The sequence below is a fragment of the Priestia sp. P5_B4 genome, from assembly GCF_056400385.1.
Genome location: NZ_JBFULJ010000045.1, coordinates 1 through 18,050, shown reverse-complemented (window position 1 = coordinate 18,050; position 18,050 = coordinate 1). Strand labels below are relative to the sequence as shown.

Below are 18,050 nucleotides of genomic sequence, written 5' to 3'. Positions count from 1 at the left end.
TAATGAAACAGTAACTTGAAAAAGTATATTCTCTTTAACAAACACCTCATTTAAGCATTGAGCTAAAAAATATACAATGTGAACGAAATCGTTCTTGGTCTTTGACAAACACCTCATCTACACAGTAATAAATGAACATTATTGTCTACCCATCATATATATTCTTACTACGTTCATGACTACCATCCCCTTATGAATCAAACATACATCGATTTACAATAAGGTTTTCTGAAATATGCCTGCTGTAGACACCTCATCCCAAATGTAAGAAGCTTTGTAATGATTAGTTGTAATCAATAACTTGTTTTCCTTCTTCCCTATATAGAATGTCCCGATATTTCGATTATATTCTGGAAAAATTAACCGAAAAAAATTGAAAACAATGTGAGGAAGAAAAAGATTTGGTACAATAGAGCAAATAGCGCTTGCGCTTGGAGACAAAAAGAACAAATAAAAGGAGATCGTGATGGGTTCTTTATTGCAAATTAACAATATTACAGGGGGATATACAAAAACTCCCGTCTTAAAAGATGTATCGTTTGATGTAAATGCAGGTGAATTAGTCGGGTTAATCGGGTTAAATGGGGCCGGCAAAAGTACAACGATTAAACATATCATTGGATTAATGGAAGCAAAAAAAGGAAGTGTATCCATTAATAATAAAACCTTTCAACAAGATCCAACAGGTTATCGAAGCCAGTTTACGTTTATTCCAGAAACTCCTGTGCTATACGATGAATTAACATTAAAAGAACATTTAGATATGACAGCTATGGCTTATGGACTTGAGCCTCAAACATATGAAGCCCGTCTGCAGCCGCTTTTAAAAGAGTTTCGTTTAGACCGGAAGTTAAAATGGTTCCCTGCGCATTTTTCAAAAGGAATGAAGCAGAAGGTTATGATTATGTGCGCTTTTTTGGTTCAGCCGTCTCTTTATATTATTGATGAACCTTTTTTAGGTTTAGATCCGCTGGGTATTCAATCTTTACTTGATTTGATGACGGATATGAAAAAGCAAGGTGCAGGCATTTTAATGTCCACACACATTTTGGCGACCGCGGAACGCTACTGCGATAAATTTGTTATTTTACATAACGGAGAAGTAAGAGCGCAAGGAACGCTTAAAGACCTTCAAGAAGAATTTCAGATGCGCAATGCTACTCTTGATGAAATTTATATTGAATTAACAAAGGAAGAAGGCTATGAGTAAGATTGATGCATTATGGAAGCAACGGTTTCAGCAGTATTTAGTGGATGTAAGAAGATATACAAAATATATCTTAAATGACCACATTAAATTAGTGTTAATTTTTGCGATTGGCGGTTTGGCCTACTATTATCAACAGTGGTTGAGTACATTAACGCCTGCGTTTCCTTCGGCTGTAGTGATTGCGATACTTATGGGATTGATTTTAACCATGGGTCAAATTCAAACGTTTTTAAAACGACCTGATTTAGTCTTTTTACTTCCTTTGGAGACGAAGCTGCAGCCTTATTTTAAAAAATCTTTTTGGTTTACCTTTACGATTCAGCTTTATATTTTATTATTTGCAACTGGTGCAGCAGCACCTCTTCACGTAAAGGTAATGCATGATTCTTACTCAAACGTTTTTGTGTTTTTTCTGCTATTACTCATCTTGAAAGTTGTAAACTTAGGCATGTCTTGGTGGGCTGTATGGTTTGAAGAAAAGTGGGCGAAGTGGACAGATTATATCGTCAGGTTTTTCTTGAACGCAGTTTTTACGTACTTCTTATTTTCCCATGCATACGCATTCTTTACAGGAATCGTAGCGGTGATTATGATTGCGCTAGCCATTTATTATCGCTCGCTTACAAAAAGAAAGCCGATCAAATGGGAAAAGCTAATTGACTTAGAAGAAAAGCGCATGGGCTATTTTTATCGATTAGCTAATTTATTTACGGACGTTCCTCAGGTGAAAGAGCGAATCAAACGCCGTAGATATTTAGATTGGCTAGTAGCACGTATTCCATTTCGTCAAAGTGCCACTTACCATTACTTATACACCAGAACATTTTTGCGATCAGGAGATTATTTAAGTTTGCTCGTTCGCTTAACTGTCATTGGCGGATTTTTAATTGTAGCTGCGCCGTTTCAATACGGCAATATAGTGGTTGTTTTATTTGTTGTATACATGACCGGTTTTCAATTACTCCCGCTTTGGAAGCAGCACAAACAGATTTTATGGCTTTCTCTTTATCCGGTTGAAGCTAAAGAACGGAAAAAGGCATTTTTGGACGTATGGAAAAAAGCGCTGTATGTACAAATTCTTGTGCTCGCCATAGCGGTGGCTTTTTCTAATATAGTTGCTGCACTGCTTTCCGTGGCAGCAGGTGCTATATTTATTCACTTATTTGTACATGCATATGTAAATAAAAAATTAACGTAAAAAAGCTCCGAAAGGAGCTTTTTTACGTTTTTAGACTACTTTGGAGATGAAGATAATATACGGAAGCGATAGACGTTCATTGCTACTTTTGTGAGATGGTCAAGAAGCTGATAATTAGCATATGCACCTATAACAGCTCCAATTCCCGGCATAAGCTGAAACATTTTCACAACATCAATGTAATCACGGTATTCTTGTTGAAAAGCTTTCCAATCAAGCTCAAGAAGTTCCTCTTTCTTTTCTTCCCAGTTTTCTACTACTTCGAGCAGCTTCGTTCTATGGTCGTCGCTGCAAAAGGCAAGATGAAAAATATACAGCATATAAATGCGTTCTTCTTTTTCTTTTACATCAAAACCATACGTAGCGGCAATGTCAAATAAGCACTTCATTTTTATGGAAAGAAGAAGCGGGAAATCTGCTGCACCTAAAAGGATACCGCCTGCACCAGTACCAGCTCCTTCTACAGCAGCTGTTTTTTTGTACTTAGGTATGAGTTCCAAAATTCTGTTCTCTTTTTCTTCAAATGAAAGACCGCTGACATCTCTTTTTTTAGTGGTGAAATCGGATCCAACAAGCGTGGTTTCAACCATTTTTTTTATGCTTTCAGTCATAATCTTATGGACTTTAGCAGGGATTTTTTCATTTATTTTAAGCTGTAAAGATTTTGCGGTCCGTTGAAATTTAGAAGGTCGTTTCAATATGCTGAATTTCCAATGTTCAGCTTCTTGTAACACTTTTTCTTCATACGTATTCAAAAAAATCACCTCATTTCAGTCGATATAAATACTACGTTTTAAGTGAGGAAAAGGTTCCTGAAATAAAACAACAAGCACTCGTCTGCTTATCTGTACGAATGCTTGCTGAATGATTAATTCGCTTTTATTACGTTTTTAGAAGGAGCTTGTTCTCTTAAATACTCAACAGCAGCCGTACCAAGCGTTTTAGCTGCGATAAGCATTGCTTTTTCGTTAAAATCAAATTTAGGATGATGATGAGGATACGGAGCATCTACACCTTCTGGCTGAGCTCCTGTAAAAAAGAACGTTCCTTTAATATGCTGCAAATAATAAGAGAAATCTTCCCCAGTCATGTGAGGCTCCGTTTCTTCGACTGTATGAACTTCATCGATTTGAGAAGCAGCAGAAGCAAGAAAGGCCGTTTCTTCCGGGTGGTTGACGACGGAAGGATAGCCACGCGTATAACTCAGTTCATAAGAAGCGTCAGCTGTTAAGCATGTACCTTGGACAATTCGTTCGATTTCTTTTTCTACGTCATTTCGTACATCTTCGTTAAATGTTCTTACCGTTCCAATTAGTCGAGCAGAATCAGCAATAATATTAAATGCATTTTCTGCTACAAAAGAACCTATGCTCACAACCGCTGAATCAATTGGGTTTACACGTCTGCTTACAATTTGCTGTAAATTAACAACAAGCTGAGAGGCGATGACGATTGAATCTTTTGTTTTGTGAGGCTGTGCACCGTGGCCGCCTGCTCCTTTGATCGTAATTTCAAAGCGATCAGCAGCAGCCATAATAGGGCCCGTTCGATATTGAACGACACCAGTTGGAGTTAATGACCATAAATGCGTTCCGAATATCGCGTCTACACCGTCTAAGCATCCGTCTTCAATCATGGACTTGGCGCCTCCGGGTGCGTACTCTTCGGCGTGCTGATGAATGAAGATGATTTTACCAGGGAGAGAATCCCTTATTTCAAAAAGCGCTTTAGCAAGGACTAAAAGAGTAGCTGTATGACCATCGTGACCACACGCATGCATTACACCGGGAACAGTTGATTGATATGGTACATCTTTTTCATCTTGAATAGGCAGGGCATCAAAGTCGGCTCTCAAAGCTACAGTAGGACCAGGGTTTCCTCCTTGAATGCTTGCTACAATGCCGTTTCCTCCTACATTTGCTCGGTAAGAAATACCGATTTTGTCATAAAAAGATCGAATGTAGGCAGCGGTTTGAAATTCTTTAAAAGACGGTTCTGGATACTGATGCAGATATCGGCGGACTTGAACCATTTCATCAAATTTTTCTTCAAGCAAAGTATGTAGCTTGGAATTCACGTGACCATATCCTTTCTGTATAGGTTGAATAAAGTTTTGAATTTTTTGACATTTTAATCATTATATCATTATCTATTAAAAAGAAAAGAATGTAAGCGTTGTTATTGAAAAAAGTAATTGAATCATGAAATATTTTATATACATAATAGATACATAAGATGAGGAATAGGGATAAAGAATGAGTTTTTTGCCAATTTTCTCATGAGATAATAGGAGGTAACGATATGGTAGATTCACAAACTGTATCCCTGTACAAAAAATTGATGTGGGTGTTTGGGGGGGCAGGTCTCGTTTTTTTAGGAGTGTTGTTTGTTGTGTCGACAGATTCTTTTCAAGGAGACCACTGGCTTGTTTCAGCTATAGATGACAGCACTGTTCTTCAGTCAGCGTCATCTGTTTTTTATGGCTTGTCTTTTTTAGCTTCAAAAGTGATGATTATGGTTCTTTTAGCTGTACTTCTCGTTTTTTTATTTTTTAAAAAGGACTATATCGGTATGATATCGGCATTTTTATTTATTTTAAGCGGTGATATTATTAATAAAGCAGTTAAGGATGCGGTAGAACGAGGGCGTCCTCTTGAAGGCATCGAAGGCTACAGTTTTCCAAGCGGCCATGCGATGATGGGAATTCTTATTTATGGTCTGATTATCTTTTTTCTCACAAAGCATATGAACAGTCAAAAGGTAGCCAAGCGGTATCAGCTTGCAATTACTTTAATTGTTTTATTAATAGGTGTGAGCCGTATTCTATTAAGAGAACATTTTTTAACAGATGTCTTAGCGGGCTACAGCTTAGGGCTTATGTGGCTTATTGTAGGTATTTTCTTCTATACGCTTGTTTATGCGTATGTAAAGCCTTCAGCGGAAAAAGAGTTTCCAAAAGGCATGTAAAAAATATATACATATGGCCCCCCTTCATAAAAAGAAGGGGGCTTTTGTTTAAACTAAGAACATCGCGACAATTGTTGTAACGACTAATCCAATCGCTACAGGTTTTAAATTACGTCTGGCGAGTTCAAACGGACTGACTCCGCAAATCGCAGCAGCTGGAATCAATGCCCATGGAATCAATGTGCCTCCCCCAACCCAAATCGCAGCAATTTGCCCTAAAGCAGTTAGGGTGGCAGCGCCCGATCCTAAAGCAGATGCAAATAAATGAGAGACAGAGCCTACAAGTGAAATGCCTGAAAAGCCTGAACCGTCTAATCCGGTAATAGCTCCTAGAGCAGTTATCGTTACAGTGGCGACCTGTGCGGTTAACGGCACAGTGGAAGCAAGAGCAACGCCTAGGTCATTTACAAGTCCATGTGATCCTTTCGGAAGAAAGTCACCGATGATTGTTGTGAATCCAGCATCTCCTAAATAGAAAAAAGCTGCAATGGGAATAACGGGACCGAATACTTTAAAACCAAACTGCAAGCCTTCAATCAAGTAGGAAGTTGTTTGTTCGAGACCTTTTCCTTTGTGAGCAATAAGTGAAACCACCACTAAAATAAATAAGGCTGTGCCACCAACGAGAGCAGTTGCATCTCCTCCCTGTAAATGAAGGGCGAACATTGCCCATACGTCTATAGCAAAGAAAAGGGGAACTATAATGGCTAAAGCCCGGCGTACTGAAGAAGAAAGAGGTGTGGATTGGACAGAAGAACTGCTTGTTAACATTGTCGGTTGAGCGTGAATTCTATTGTGCTTCATATCTTGTTTTAAAAAGTAAAAAGCAGAGAGTGTCGTAACAACTCCCATCACAATGACCAGAGGGACACTTGCTTGAACCACCTCGTGAACTGGAAGACCTGCTGCGTCAGCAGTTATCTTAGGAGCAGCTTGAATAACAAAGTCTCCTGAAAGCGCAACGCCGTGGCCGAACAAATTCATCGCTACGGCTACGCCTATAGCTGGAAGCCCTACGCGGATGGCCACTGGTAAAAGCACGGCTCCAAGTAAAGCAACGGCTGGAGAAGGCCAGAAAAAATAGGAGATGGTCATCATAACTAATCCAATAACCCAATAGGCAAGAGCAGGCGTTTTAATGAGGCGAGCAAAAGGTGAAATCATCGATTCATTTATTCCTGTAGCCATTAAGACTTTACTCATGGATACAATAATTGAAATAATTAAAATGGTAGGAAGCAGTTCTGTAATGGCATAAATGAAGCTGGAAAAAACAGCGCTGACGGAGTGGCTTAACGAAGAGGTAGCCGTTAAGGAAAGTAAAAAAATCCCGAGTATACAAAGGATACTCGTATCTCGCCGCATAATCATAAAGCCGATAATGAAGGCGATAAAAAGGACATACATCCAATGAAGAGCTCCAAGCTCTATGCCCATAAAAATTCCTCCCAATAGGTGATATAGTATACAATATGACGTTTGTGCCTATTGTGATACTCGCCTACTAGGAGGATGTTTACTTATTTAACTACGTGGTATGAGGTCACATAAGAAGGGCGAGAGAAAATCGATGGCTGCTGATCCACGCCTTCTGACGTACCGCGTTTTTTGTGTGCTTCATTATAGGCTTTTGAAGACTGCCAATCGCTAAATGAACTTTCATCTTTCCATCCTGTAAAGATAATGTATGTGTCATTTTGCAGTGGACGAAGCACACGAATAGCTGAGAAGCCTGCTTCATTTTCAATTAAACGAGCTCRTTGGCTAAATCGCTGTTCAAACAAAGGACGGCCTTCATCTGTAACTGAAATATTATTTAGTACAGCAAATCCGCTATCTGCAAGATCTCCAGAAGCATCTAATACCTCATAAGCATGTCCTTCTTTAAAAATTGTATCTCCATCTGTTTCGTGAACTAGTGCAAATTGATCGTCATCTTTGTGAAGCAGTAGCAAACGTTCACTCGGATGTTCGTCGATCAACTTCTGAAGGTARGGGCCTGTTCCGTAAGTAATAAAGATCTTCATGGATTATACTTCCTTTCTAATTGGGAATTGCATACAATTTACAATTGTAAATCATACTAAAATTATAAAATTTTACACACAAAAATTCAAAAATTGTGAACTTCTAATGAAGATGGTAAAGTAAAACATTGATGAAGTTGTTTTCCATATTATCAAAAGTTTAGCGAAAGAAAAGGGGTGGCATGATGTACAAAAAAGGCTTATACGCAATTGCTGCCTTAGTTGGAATTTTTCTATTAGGATTGATTGGATATATTATCATCTTGTTTCTTGGAAACTATGTAATTGATGAGAAAAAGATCGTCATGGACTCGGCTACGAGGTTAGTGGACGAAAATGGAGACGAATTAACAAAGCTCTATGTGAAAAATCGGGACTTGGTTTCAATTGATAAGATTCCAAAGCATGTGCAACAAGCATTTATTTCAATTGAAGACGTTCGTTTTTATGAACACCACGGAATCGATTTTAAATCTATTGGTCGAGCATTATACCGAGATATATTGGCTGGAGGAAGTGTTGAAGGAGGAAGTACTTTAACACAGCAGTTGGCTAAAAATGTGTTTTTATCTAATGATAAAACGTTGCTTAGAAAAACAAAAGAAGTAGTGGTGGCCATTAACTTGGAGCAGCGTTACAGTAAGCAAAAACTGCTTGAGATGTATTTGAACCAAATATACTTTGGACACGGAGCCTATGGAATCCAAGCTGCATCCAAGCTTTACTTCAATAAAGATGTCTCCGAATTAACGGTAGAAGAAGGTGCACTGCTCGCTGCACTGCCAAAAGCACCGAATTCTTATTCTCCTATTTTACATCCGGAAAAAAGTATAGAACGTAGAAATGTTGTGTTAAATGCCATGCAAAAAGCAGGTTATTTATCAGCTGAAAAAAATGTCCGTTTGCAAGGAAGAATGCTGGGGTTGGACGTAAAGGAACAGGCTAAAAACCCAGCGTATCTAACCTATATCGATATGGTTATTCAAGAAGCAGAGAAGAAATACAGTATTTCGAGCAATGAGCTTCTGCGCGGCGGTTATACGGTCAAAGTACCTATGAATACAAAAGTACAAGAAGCCGCCTACGAGCTGATGAAAGAAAATCGTTATTTTCCAGGTACAGATAACAGTGCCCAAGGTGCTTTTGTATTAGTCGATAACAAAAGCGGAGGAGTTTTATCTGTTATGGGAGGACGAGATTATGTACAAAAGTCGCTCAATCGCGTAAATGTCAAAAGACAGCCAGGTTCTACGATGAAACCTATTGCGGTATATGGCCCTGCGTTAGAAGAAGGTCAATTCAAGCCTTATTCCTTGCTGCAAGACAAGCTTAGAAGCTACGGGGGATACACACCTAAAAATGTAGACGGCCAATATGCTAAAAAGGTAACGATGTACGATGCCCTAAAAGATTCTAAAAACGCAGCTGCCGTCTGGACATTGAATCAGCTAGGAGTTGAAACAAGTAAGCAGTATCTCACAAAGCTAGGAATTCCTTTAGAAGATAAAGGGCTTGCGATTGCTCTTGGAGGATTAAAGGAAGGAATTACACCGCTTCAATTAGCAGGAGCGTACCGTGCATTTGCTGAAAACGGAGAAAACATCCAACCGTACTTTATTCAAGAAATAAAAGATCAAGACGGAAAAGTGATTGCAAAAGCTGTTCCCGACACTCACAAAGCATTTTCAAAACAGACAGCGTGGTATATGACAAAAATGCTTCAAGGAGTTGTTAAAGAAGGAACGGCAAAAAATGGAGAGTTTAAAGGAGAGTTAGCAGGAAAAACAGGGTCTACTTCGTATACGAATGTTAAAGGAGCTACAAGGGATGCTTGGTTCGTTGGGTATACGCCAGATGTTGTAGGAAGCGTGTGGATGGGATATGATTCTACAAATGACCAGCATTATTTAACAAAAGGAAGTTCTTATCCGACGCTATTATTTAAAGACATTCTCACAAGAGCTGGTTACGACGAAGCTGCATTTCAAAAGCCAGCAGGCGTTAAAGATTTGCCAAAACCAATACGCTTAGAGGAAGTTAAAGACTTAAAACAAGAATTAACATTCCATCCATTTGGTTTGCTAACGGTAAATTTATCGTGGACACCTTCACCTGATAAAAGAGCTGTTTATTATGTTTATGAGAAAAAAGGAGATAAAGCCGAAGTAATTGGCAAAGTGAAGGGAAAAGGAGCATTTGAAAAAGAGCGTGTGAATCTGCTCGACAGTCCTACTTATTATGTAGTTCCTTACAATTCCCAAACAAAACAAAAAGGAAAAAAATCCAACGAAGTAACACCTGCTCTTTTTCAATAAAAAAAGGAAGAGTAGGGCGAATTTTTGACATTTTTAGCAGGTGGCTATACAAGTCGTAAAGAAATGGGTATAGTGACAAGTAGAGAATATAACGTGAAACTTTAATCAGTAGAGGAACCGGTATGTTCCTTTGCTGATTATTGTCTGTCTAATCGAAGAAAATACGGATGGAAGACAATCGAGAAAGGTGGAAATTATGAGTCAAGGAACGTTTAACGATACTTTTTTAAAAGCCTGTAGAGGGGAAAAAACGGATCATGTTCCGGTTTGGTATATGCGCCAAGCAGGGCGTTCACAGCCGGAATACCGAAAGCTAAAAGAGAAGTACTCTTTATTTGAAATCACTCATCAGCCAGAGCTTGGAGCATACGTAACACGTCTGCCCGTTGAACAGTACGGAGTGGATGCAGCTATTTTATATAAAGATATAATGTCACCGCTTCCTTCAATTGGAGTGGATGTTGAAATCAAGTCAGGAATTGGTCCTGTAATTTCTAATCCAATTCAATCTTTAAGCGATGTAGAAAAACTAGGAGAAATTACGCCGGAAGAAGATGTTCCGTATGTATTAGATACGATTAAGCTGTTAACAACAGAACAGTTAAACGTACCTCTAATTGGCTTTGCAGGTGCTCCTTTTACAGTGGCAAGCTATATGATTGAAGGAGGACCTTCAAAAAATTACAATAAAACAAAAGCATTTATGTATACCGAACCTAAAGCATGGTTTGCACTAATGGATAAGTTAGCAGATATGACGATTACATATGTAAAAGCGCAAATTGACGCTGGGGCAAAAGCCATTCAAATCTTTGATTCATGGGTAGGTGCTTTAAATGTAGCGGATTATCGTTACTTTATAAAACCTGTTATGGAGCGAATTTTCACCTCTTTACGTGAAAAAAATGTACCGCTCATTATGTTTGGAGTAGGGGCAAGTCATTTGGCAAAAGAATGGCATGATTTGCCGCTGGATGTAGTGGGATTAGATTGGAGAACACAGCTGGATGAAGCACGTGCATTAGGCTTAACAAAAACACTGCAAGGAAACTTAGATCCTGCTATTTTGTTAGCTCCATGGGAAGTTATTGAAGAACGTGTAACAGAAATATTAGATAAAGGGATGGCCAGTCCTGGTTACATCTTTAACTTGGGGCACGGCGTTTTTCCACAGGTTCAGCCGGAAACGTTAAAGCGTTTAACAACCTTTATTCATGAATATTCTGCAAATAGACAATAAATTGTCAAATAATTTGGAGCGCTAAACTTTGAATTTTTCTTTTTATTCATGGCAAAATGAAGACAAGTATTGAATCTAATAAAGAGGTGTCGAACACATGAGTAAAAAAGTAATGGGATTACTTGTAATGGCATATGGAACGCCATATAAAGAAGAAGATATTGAACGTTACTATACACATATCCGCCGCGGACGTAAACCTTCACCAGAAGCCTTAGAAGATTTACAAAACCGCTACGAAGCAATCGGGGGCATTTCACCTCTTGCCAAAATTACGCAACAGCAAATGGAAAGTCTGGAAAAGCGCTTGAATGAAGTGCAGGATGAAATTGAATTTAAAGCGTATCTTGGCTTAAAGCATATTGAACCGTTTGTTGAAGATGCAGTAGAAGCCATGCATAAAGACGGAATTAAAGAAGCGGTCAGCATCGTGCTTGCACCTCACTTTTCAACGTTTAGCGTAAAATCCTATAATGGGCGCGCCAAAGAAACGGCTGAAAAATTAGGAGGACCAATCATTCATTCAGTAGAAAGCTGGTACAGTGAGCCAAAGTTCATTCAGTACTGGGCTACACGTGTTAAACAAACGTTTGATTTAATGGACGAAGAGAAACGCCAAAAAGCCGTGTTGATTGTATCTGCACATAGCTTGCCGGAAAAAATTATTGCAGCAGGAGATCCATATCCAAATCAGCTTCAAGAAACAGCGGATTTAATTGCACAAGCAGCTGGTATTGAACATTACGAAATTGGCTGGCAAAGTGCTGGAAATACGCCTGAACCATGGATAGGTCCGGATGTCCAAAATTTAACAAGAGAATTGCATGAAGAAAAAGGCTATACATCGTTCGTGTATACTCCGGTTGGATTTATCGCAGACCACTTAGAAGTACTTTATGATAACGACTATGAATGCAAAGTTGTGACAGATGAAATTGGGGCTGATTATTACCGCCCTGAAATGCCAAATGCACAGCCTGAATTTATCGATGGGTTAGCTACAGTTGTGTTAAAACAGATTGCCCGTTAAGTCAATATAGATTCTTTGTACGTTGAACAGGGATGAAAAGTAACTTATAATCAATATAGAGAAAAGTAAGAAGCGAGCTATGGATTTCCATAATCGCTTCTCTTTATATTGAATTTTACAGAAAAGGCGATGATAACATGACGGATAGACGAAAAAAGGTTGTCATCATCGGTGGAGGAATAACAGGTCTTTCAGCTGCCTATTATTTGCAAAAAAAAATAAAGGATCATCAGCTGCCAATTGATCTTCAACTAATAGAAGCGACGCATCGGCTTGGTGGAAAAATTCAAACGGTCAAACGAGACGGGTATTTATTTGAAAAAGGTCCTGATTCATTTTTAGCGCGTAAGCTAGCTGCTACAAAACTGGCAAAAGAAGTAGGGTTAGGCAGGGAGCTAGTCGGAAATGAAAAAGGAAAATCCTATATTCTAGTAAAAGATACACCGCATGCGCTGCCTGATGGTGCTGTAATGGGGATACCAACCAAGTTATCTCCTTTTATCACAACAGGGTTATTTTCACCTGTTGGCAAGCTGCGCGCAGCAGCTGATTTTTTTATACCGAAGACAAAAAATCAGGATGACCGTTCGCTAGGCGTGTTTTTTAGAAGACGGTTTGGTGATGAAGTTGTTGAAAATTTAATTGAGCCTCTATTATCAGGGATTTACGCAGGAGACGTTGATCGCTTGAGTTTACGATCAACATTTCCACAGTTTCTGCATGCTGAACATAAGTACAGAAGCTTAATTGTTGGAATGAAAAAGCTAAAAGAAATTCACCCACAGCACGGTGATGATTCGGAGTTCAAAAAAAATAGTGTCTTTTTAACATTAAAAGAAGGTCTTCAATCGCTAGTAGATGGGGTAGAAAAAGCAATAGATCCTGATATTATTACAAAAGGAATAAAAGTAGAGAAAATTTATAAAGAAGATACCGCATATGAATTGTCGTTAAATAGCGGGAAAGTCATAAAAGCAGACAGCGTTATTGTAACTTCTCCTCATGCAGCTGCTCAGTCTATGCTTTCAGAATATAAAATATTCGAACCGTTGAAGCATATGCCTTCCACTTCAGTAGCTACTGTTGTGATAGCCTTTGCACAAGAAGCGCTGCAAGACAATCTAGATGCAATGAACATCGCCGTTTCAAGAAATAGCGATTACACGATTACGGCGTGCACATGGCTAAATAAAAAGTGGCCGCATGCGGTTCCGGAAGGAAAAGTGCTGCTGAGATGTTTAGTTGGACGAACTGGGGATGAAGCTGTGGTGGATCAGCCTGACGATGAAATTTTCAAAATTGTCCTGGAGGATTTGAAGAAGCTCATTACCATTTCTGCTGAGCCTGAATTTTACGCGGTAACGAGATGGAAGCAGTCAATGCCTCAGTATACGGTCGGACATCACGATATGCTAGATACGATGAACGAACAGCTTGAAAAAGAGCTGGCCGGTCTTTATGTAGCGGGAAGCTCATACGAAGGTCTGGGTATACCAGAATGTGTAGAGCACGGAGAAGATGTGGCTAAAAAAGCGGTTAAATATGTGCAGCAACTGTAGAAGTGGAGCGGTGAATCAATGCTCCGCTTTTTTGTCTACTACCTGTAGAGAAAGGTTATACTAAGAGAAGAGATTGTGGTTGAAAAGCAAAAGAAACTTATGCTATAGTAAAACCGTACTTGTTGACTGAAATATTCATTCGGTCAGAAAGAAGGGGATAACGTGGCGATAGACCGAAAGCAATCAGTTGTTGATGCAGCGTCAAAATCATTTGCGCTGTTTGGATATAAAGCAACGACTATGGAGCAAGTGGCGAAGCTTGCAAATGTCGGAAAAGGAACGATTTATACTTTTTTTAAAAACAAAGAAGAGTTATTCGATGAAATTGTGACACGAATGATTCGAGAAATGACAGATGCAGCTGAAACTGTCATTGATAGCAACCGTCCTTTTTTTGAAAATGCCCAAGCAGCCATTTTTCGAATCTTAGAATTCCGCACTGAGCATCAGCTCATGCTGAAGCTGGTACAGGAACAGCAGTTAGGCACTACAGCAGTGCAAGAAGTGCTGGTGCGAGTAGAAGAAGAGATTTTGACTTATATAAAAAACAAAATCGAAATTGCGATTTCTAAAAAAGAAATTAAACCGTGCAACCCGGAGCTCACAGCTTTTTTATTATTTAAAATGTACATTGCACTCGTCTATGATTGGGAAAAACGGCATGAGCCGCTTTCAGAAGAAAAAATTGCTGAATTAATTGAACTATACTTTTTACGCGGTCTGTCTCAGTGAGATAGGCTTTTTTCATAGAAAAAACAAAAAAGGTCTCATGACGAGACCTTTTTTATTGTTCATTATCATCTTTTTTTACGCCGTTTAATTCTGTATTTCCTGTTTTTGCATCTTCTTCTTTTTGCTCTACTTCTTTTTCGCCTTCTTTTTTAAGATCAAAGTAAGCTTTTATCACGTCACCGGTAACTGTTTTACTTAACGTGTTAGATGTACCGGCTACATAAGCAGAAGGAATAACAACCGCTACTGCTACTTCCGGATTATCATAAGGCGCGTATGAAACGAATGTAGAGTTACGAACGCTTACACCTTTATTAAAGGTTTCTGCGGTACCAGACTTACCAGCAATATTATACTGACGGTATTTTCCTGTATTAAGTAAACGCCCTGTACCATGTGACCCTGTAACTACTTGGCGAAATCCTTGTTTGACAAGGTTAATTTCTGATTGGCCCATCGTAATACGGTTTAACACTTCTGGTTCAACAGAACTTTGAATACTTCCTTTTAGTTCGCTATCAAGCTCAGGTTCACGGATTTCTTTTACTAAGTGCGGCTTCATGCGATATCCACCGTTAGCAATCGTTGAGATGTACTGAACAAGCTGAAGCGGTGTGTACGTATCATACTGTCCAATACCAAAATCCAGTGCTTTACCTGGTTCGTTTGTTACAGTATTGCGAATACCCGTTGATTCGTTTTCTAATTCGATGCCCGTTGAAATTCCAAGACCAAACTGGCTATAGTATGAGCGCAGCTTATTAAAGATAGAAGGTGGAATGTTCAGTTTACCGCCAGGGCGGTACGTTTCACCAGCCATGCTCATAACCGTACGGTACATGAACACGTTTGACGATTGTTCCAAAGCATTTTGAATCCCAGTTGCTCCAATTGGGTGAGACGACTTTTTAATTGTTCCGCCAGCAAACTTCAGCGGCGCATCGTAAAAAACCGTACCAGGCTGAATAGCACCTGAATCAAGTCCTGCTAGAACGGTCGCTCCTTTAACCGCAGAACCTACTTCATAAGAAGTGGTCATGTTACCAAGAGCAAAGTCTTGTACTTTACGTGCTCCGGTTTGCTTATCAGTAACAAGCTGTTTTCCGCCCATCGCTAAAATATCTCCCGTGTGAGGGTCCATCATAATAGCAAACGCTCGGTCCATTAATCGTGAACCAGCAGCACCGGATGTCACAGCTTTTGTTAAAACATCTTCGACTTGCTTTTGAAGTTCCATATCAATTGTTAAAATTAAGTCACTGCCGCGCTGACCTTCTGTAACGGTCTCTTGGCTCACTAAGTTGCCCGAGCGGTCCGTGACGTTTTGCACGCGAGCTTTTTGACCGCGAAGAACGTCTTCGTACTGCTTTTCTAAATAACTTTTTCCTACTCGGTCGTTACGGCTGTAGCCGTGTGATAAATAGTACTGCAAGTTTTCACTCGGTAATCCTTCATCTGCTGATGTGATTTTACCAAGCAGCGTGCTAAGTAAGTCATCGTATGTATACATACGGTCCCAGTAAGTTGTTGTATCGACGCCTGGTAAGTCACCCAGCTGCTCACTAATAACGGCAAGCTCTTTATCGGTTAACCCGCTTTTAATAATTTGAGCAGTTAGCGCGTACCCGCCTTCCATCTTGCTTTTAATAGCAATCACTTCAAGGTCATCTTTCACCGATAGAAGTTCGTTTTTTGTGATGCGCTTTAGCTGAAGAGGATATAAATCATCTTCAGAAAGTTGACCTTCTTTTACTTTTTGCTTATCCGCTGCGGTAATTTTTTTCGCTGCTGCTTTTGGATGAGTTGCAATCCAGTAATCTTTTAAGTCGCGTTCTGTTAGCTTAATCGTATTTTTATCTTTCTTTTTAGCCGATTTGCCAAACACGTCTGTTGTAACAGGAACATCAATAAGAGTGGCAAGCTTTTTAGCTACTTTTAGCTTGTCTTCTTGAGTGACGCCTTTCAAACGCGTGTACGTGACAGCGTTCAACGGTTTATTATCCACGATAACGCGGTCATAGCGGTCTAGCATCTTTCCGCGAGGAACCGGTGAATCTACCGTTTCATCTTCTGTTTTTTCAACTTCTCGTTTATAGTTCTCTCCGTACACGATCTGTACGAAGCCTAATCGTAAAATGAGTGCAGAAAAAAGCAGGAAAACCACAATAAACAGCCAGTTAATTCGAAATGAGACATGTGTTTTTTTGCGCTTTTTAGTTTTCATGTAAACCCCTTCACTTTGTTTATACAAGTTAAAAAAATTCATAAATTTTCTTATGAATCTATCACTCTACATATTAACATAATTTTGTCTATAAATGTTATTAGGTGGAATAAAACAGACAAAAAATTTATAGAAATTTTTGCGGAAGAAGAGAGACCTGTCGAAGGGTGCTGAAGGGGTTGTTCAATATTTTCCACTCGGTTGTTCAATATTGTTACCTGTTCAAATGTCCTAGAATCGGTAAAATAAAGAGAGATAGATATCAAGGGGGGCAAAACGAATGAAAATGAAAAGGCTTTCAATAATGTCTGGCGTGTTAGCAACATCACTTTTATTTGCGACAGCATGTTCAAACTCAGGTACGGATTCAAAAGCAAGTAAATCAACAGGCTCAGGTGATCAAGTTGTTATTGATATGTTCCAGTTCAAAGTGGAAATTGCAGATCAGCTGAAAGAATTAACGGATGAATATACAAAAGAACATCCAAACGTAAAGTTTAACATCCAAACAGTCGGCGGAGGCGCGGACTATGGTGCAGCATTAAAAGCACAGTTTGCCTCTGGAAATGAACCTGATATCTTTAACAATGGAGGGTTCCAAGAAGCGCAAACGTGGAAGGATAAATTGGAAGATTTATCTGATCAGCCGTGGGTAGATAATCTGTATGATATCGCCAAAGAACCGATGACAATGGACGGGAAAATTTATGGTCAGCCGCTAAACTTAGAAGGTTATGGTTTTATTTATAATAAAGATTTATTTGAAAAAGCAGGCGTTAAAGAATTACCTAAAACGCTGTCAGAATTAGAAGCAGCTTCTAAGAAGCTTAAAGCAAAAGGCATTACGCCATTTTCTAATGGATACGGCGAGTGGTGGGTGCTAGGTAACCACTTATTTAATATTCCAATGGCACAGCAAGACGATCCAGATGCGTTTATTAAAGGTCTAAACGAAGGAAAAGCAAAATTTGAAGGCAATGAAACGTTTAAGCAATTTATGAATCTGTTCGATTTAACGTTAAAGTATGGAAATAAAAATCCACTAACGACAGACTACAATACACAAGTTACTCAATTTGCTTCTGGTGAAACAGCAATGATGCAACAAGGTAACTGGACGGTAAATATGATTACGAAAATTAATCCGGACATGAAAATGGGCTTTATTCCAATGCCAATCAGCAACGATGCAAAGAAAAATGATAAATTAGCAATCGGAGTTCCAAATAACTGGGTAGTAAACAAAAATGCGCCAGATGCAGATAAAAAAGCAGCGAAGGAATTCTTAAATTGGATGGTTTCTTCTAAAGAGGGTCAAAAATTCTTAGTTGAAAAGTTCAAGTTCATTCCAGCGTTCAAAAACATCGATGGAAAAGGCATCGATTCTTTATCTGATGATATCTTAAAATACTCTGAAGAAGGTAAAACATTATCATGGAACTGGTTTAAGTATCCGGAAGGAACGGTTCAAGAAGTCGGCGCAGCAATGCAGTCTTACGCAGGCAAGCAAATGACAGCAATGCAGTCTTACGCAGGCAAGCAAATGAC

General features: G+C 39.2%; 14 protein-coding genes. 9 read left to right on the top strand and 5 right to left on the bottom strand.

Going from position 1 to position 18,050, the window contains the following annotated elements; all coding sequences use genetic code 11:
* The first annotated feature begins 466 nt into the window (after nt 1–466).
* Both AC1DRF_RS07605 and AC1DRF_RS07600 read left to right on the top strand, forming a co-directional pair.
* Nucleotides 467–1,210, top strand: a complete 744-nt coding sequence (locus AC1DRF_RS07605) for an ABC transporter ATP-binding protein (protein ID WP_013055321.1) — start codon at nt 467–469, stop codon at nt 1,208–1,210.
* Nucleotides 1,203–2,408, top strand: a complete 1,206-nt coding sequence (locus AC1DRF_RS07600) for an ABC transporter permease (protein WP_427076858.1) — start codon at nt 1,203–1,205, stop codon at nt 2,406–2,408. The genes AC1DRF_RS07605 and AC1DRF_RS07600 overlap by 8 nt, the downstream gene beginning before the upstream one ends.
* A 35-nt stretch (nt 2,409–2,443) precedes the next feature.
* Here the strand turns inward: AC1DRF_RS07600 and AC1DRF_RS07595 are convergent, their stop codons facing one another.
* Nucleotides 2,444–3,163, bottom strand: a complete 720-nt coding sequence (locus AC1DRF_RS07595; RefSeq protein ID WP_427076857.1) for an EcsC family protein — start codon at nt 3,161–3,163, stop codon at nt 2,444–2,446.
* Between the two features lie 113 nt (nt 3,164–3,276).
* Nucleotides 3,277–4,485, bottom strand: coding sequence for a M20 family metallopeptidase (locus AC1DRF_RS07590; RefSeq protein WP_097825008.1), 1,209 nt, complete (start codon nt 4,483–4,485; stop codon nt 3,277–3,279).
* 224 nt (nt 4,486–4,709) lie between these two features.
* Here AC1DRF_RS07590 and AC1DRF_RS07585 point away from each other — a divergent pair, with 224 nt between their 5' ends.
* The gene (locus tag AC1DRF_RS07585) at nt 4,710–5,375 is read left to right on the top strand and encodes a phosphatase PAP2 family protein (protein ID WP_427076856.1); all 666 of its coding nucleotides are present in this window, start codon (nt 4,710–4,712) and stop codon (nt 5,373–5,375) included.
* Between the two features lie 48 nt (nt 5,376–5,423).
* Here AC1DRF_RS07585 and AC1DRF_RS07580 read toward each other — a convergent pair whose 3' ends face one another.
* Together AC1DRF_RS07580 and AC1DRF_RS07575 are read right to left on the bottom strand one after the other, a co-directional pair.
* Nucleotides 5,424–6,812 carry a hypothetical protein gene (locus AC1DRF_RS07580; protein WP_043981719.1) on the bottom strand — a complete coding sequence of 463 codons (1,389 nt, stop codon included), beginning with the start codon at nt 6,810–6,812 and terminating at the stop codon, nt 5,424–5,426.
* A gap of 83 nt (nt 6,813–6,895) precedes the next feature.
* On the bottom strand, nt 6,896–7,402 hold the full coding sequence (locus AC1DRF_RS07575) for an antibiotic biosynthesis monooxygenase family protein (RefSeq protein WP_477740518.1): 507 nt from the start codon (nt 7,400–7,402) through the stop codon (nt 6,896–6,898).
* Nucleotides 7,403–7,587: 185 nt separating this feature from the next.
* Between AC1DRF_RS07575 and AC1DRF_RS07570 the strand changes: the two genes are divergently transcribed.
* From AC1DRF_RS07570 to AC1DRF_RS07550, 5 genes are all read left to right on the top strand, one after another.
* Nucleotides 7,588–9,717: a transglycosylase domain-containing protein gene (locus AC1DRF_RS07570; protein WP_427076898.1), complete on the top strand. Its 2,130-nt coding sequence runs from the start codon at nt 7,588–7,590 to the stop codon at nt 9,715–9,717.
* 196 nt (nt 9,718–9,913) lie between these two features.
* Nucleotides 9,914–10,957, top strand: a complete 1,044-nt coding sequence (gene hemE, locus AC1DRF_RS07565; protein WP_013055329.1) for a uroporphyrinogen decarboxylase — start codon at nt 9,914–9,916, stop codon at nt 10,955–10,957.
* Between the two features lie 97 nt (nt 10,958–11,054).
* On the top strand, nt 11,055–11,987 hold the full coding sequence (gene hemH, locus AC1DRF_RS07560; protein WP_162213601.1) for a ferrochelatase: 933 nt from the start codon (nt 11,055–11,057) through the stop codon (nt 11,985–11,987).
* A gap of 137 nt (nt 11,988–12,124) precedes the next feature.
* Nucleotides 12,125–13,546, top strand: a complete 1,422-nt coding sequence (gene hemY / locus AC1DRF_RS07555) for a protoporphyrinogen oxidase (protein WP_477740517.1) — start codon at nt 12,125–12,127, stop codon at nt 13,544–13,546.
* A gap of 162 nt (nt 13,547–13,708) precedes the next feature.
* On the top strand, nt 13,709–14,278 hold the full coding sequence (locus AC1DRF_RS07550; protein ID WP_013081690.1) for a TetR/AcrR family transcriptional regulator: 570 nt from the start codon (nt 13,709–13,711) through the stop codon (nt 14,276–14,278).
* 52 nt (nt 14,279–14,330) lie between these two features.
* Here AC1DRF_RS07550 and AC1DRF_RS07545 read toward each other — a convergent pair whose 3' ends face one another.
* Nucleotides 14,331–16,502, bottom strand: coding sequence for a peptidoglycan D,D-transpeptidase FtsI family protein (locus AC1DRF_RS07545; protein WP_427076855.1), 2,172 nt, complete (start codon nt 16,500–16,502; stop codon nt 14,331–14,333).
* 280 nt (nt 16,503–16,782) lie between these two features.
* Here AC1DRF_RS07545 and AC1DRF_RS07540 point away from each other — a divergent pair.
* The coding region (locus AC1DRF_RS07540) for an ABC transporter substrate-binding protein (RefSeq protein ID WP_477740516.1) at nt 16,783–18,050 on the top strand (1,268 nt) is incomplete at its 3' end.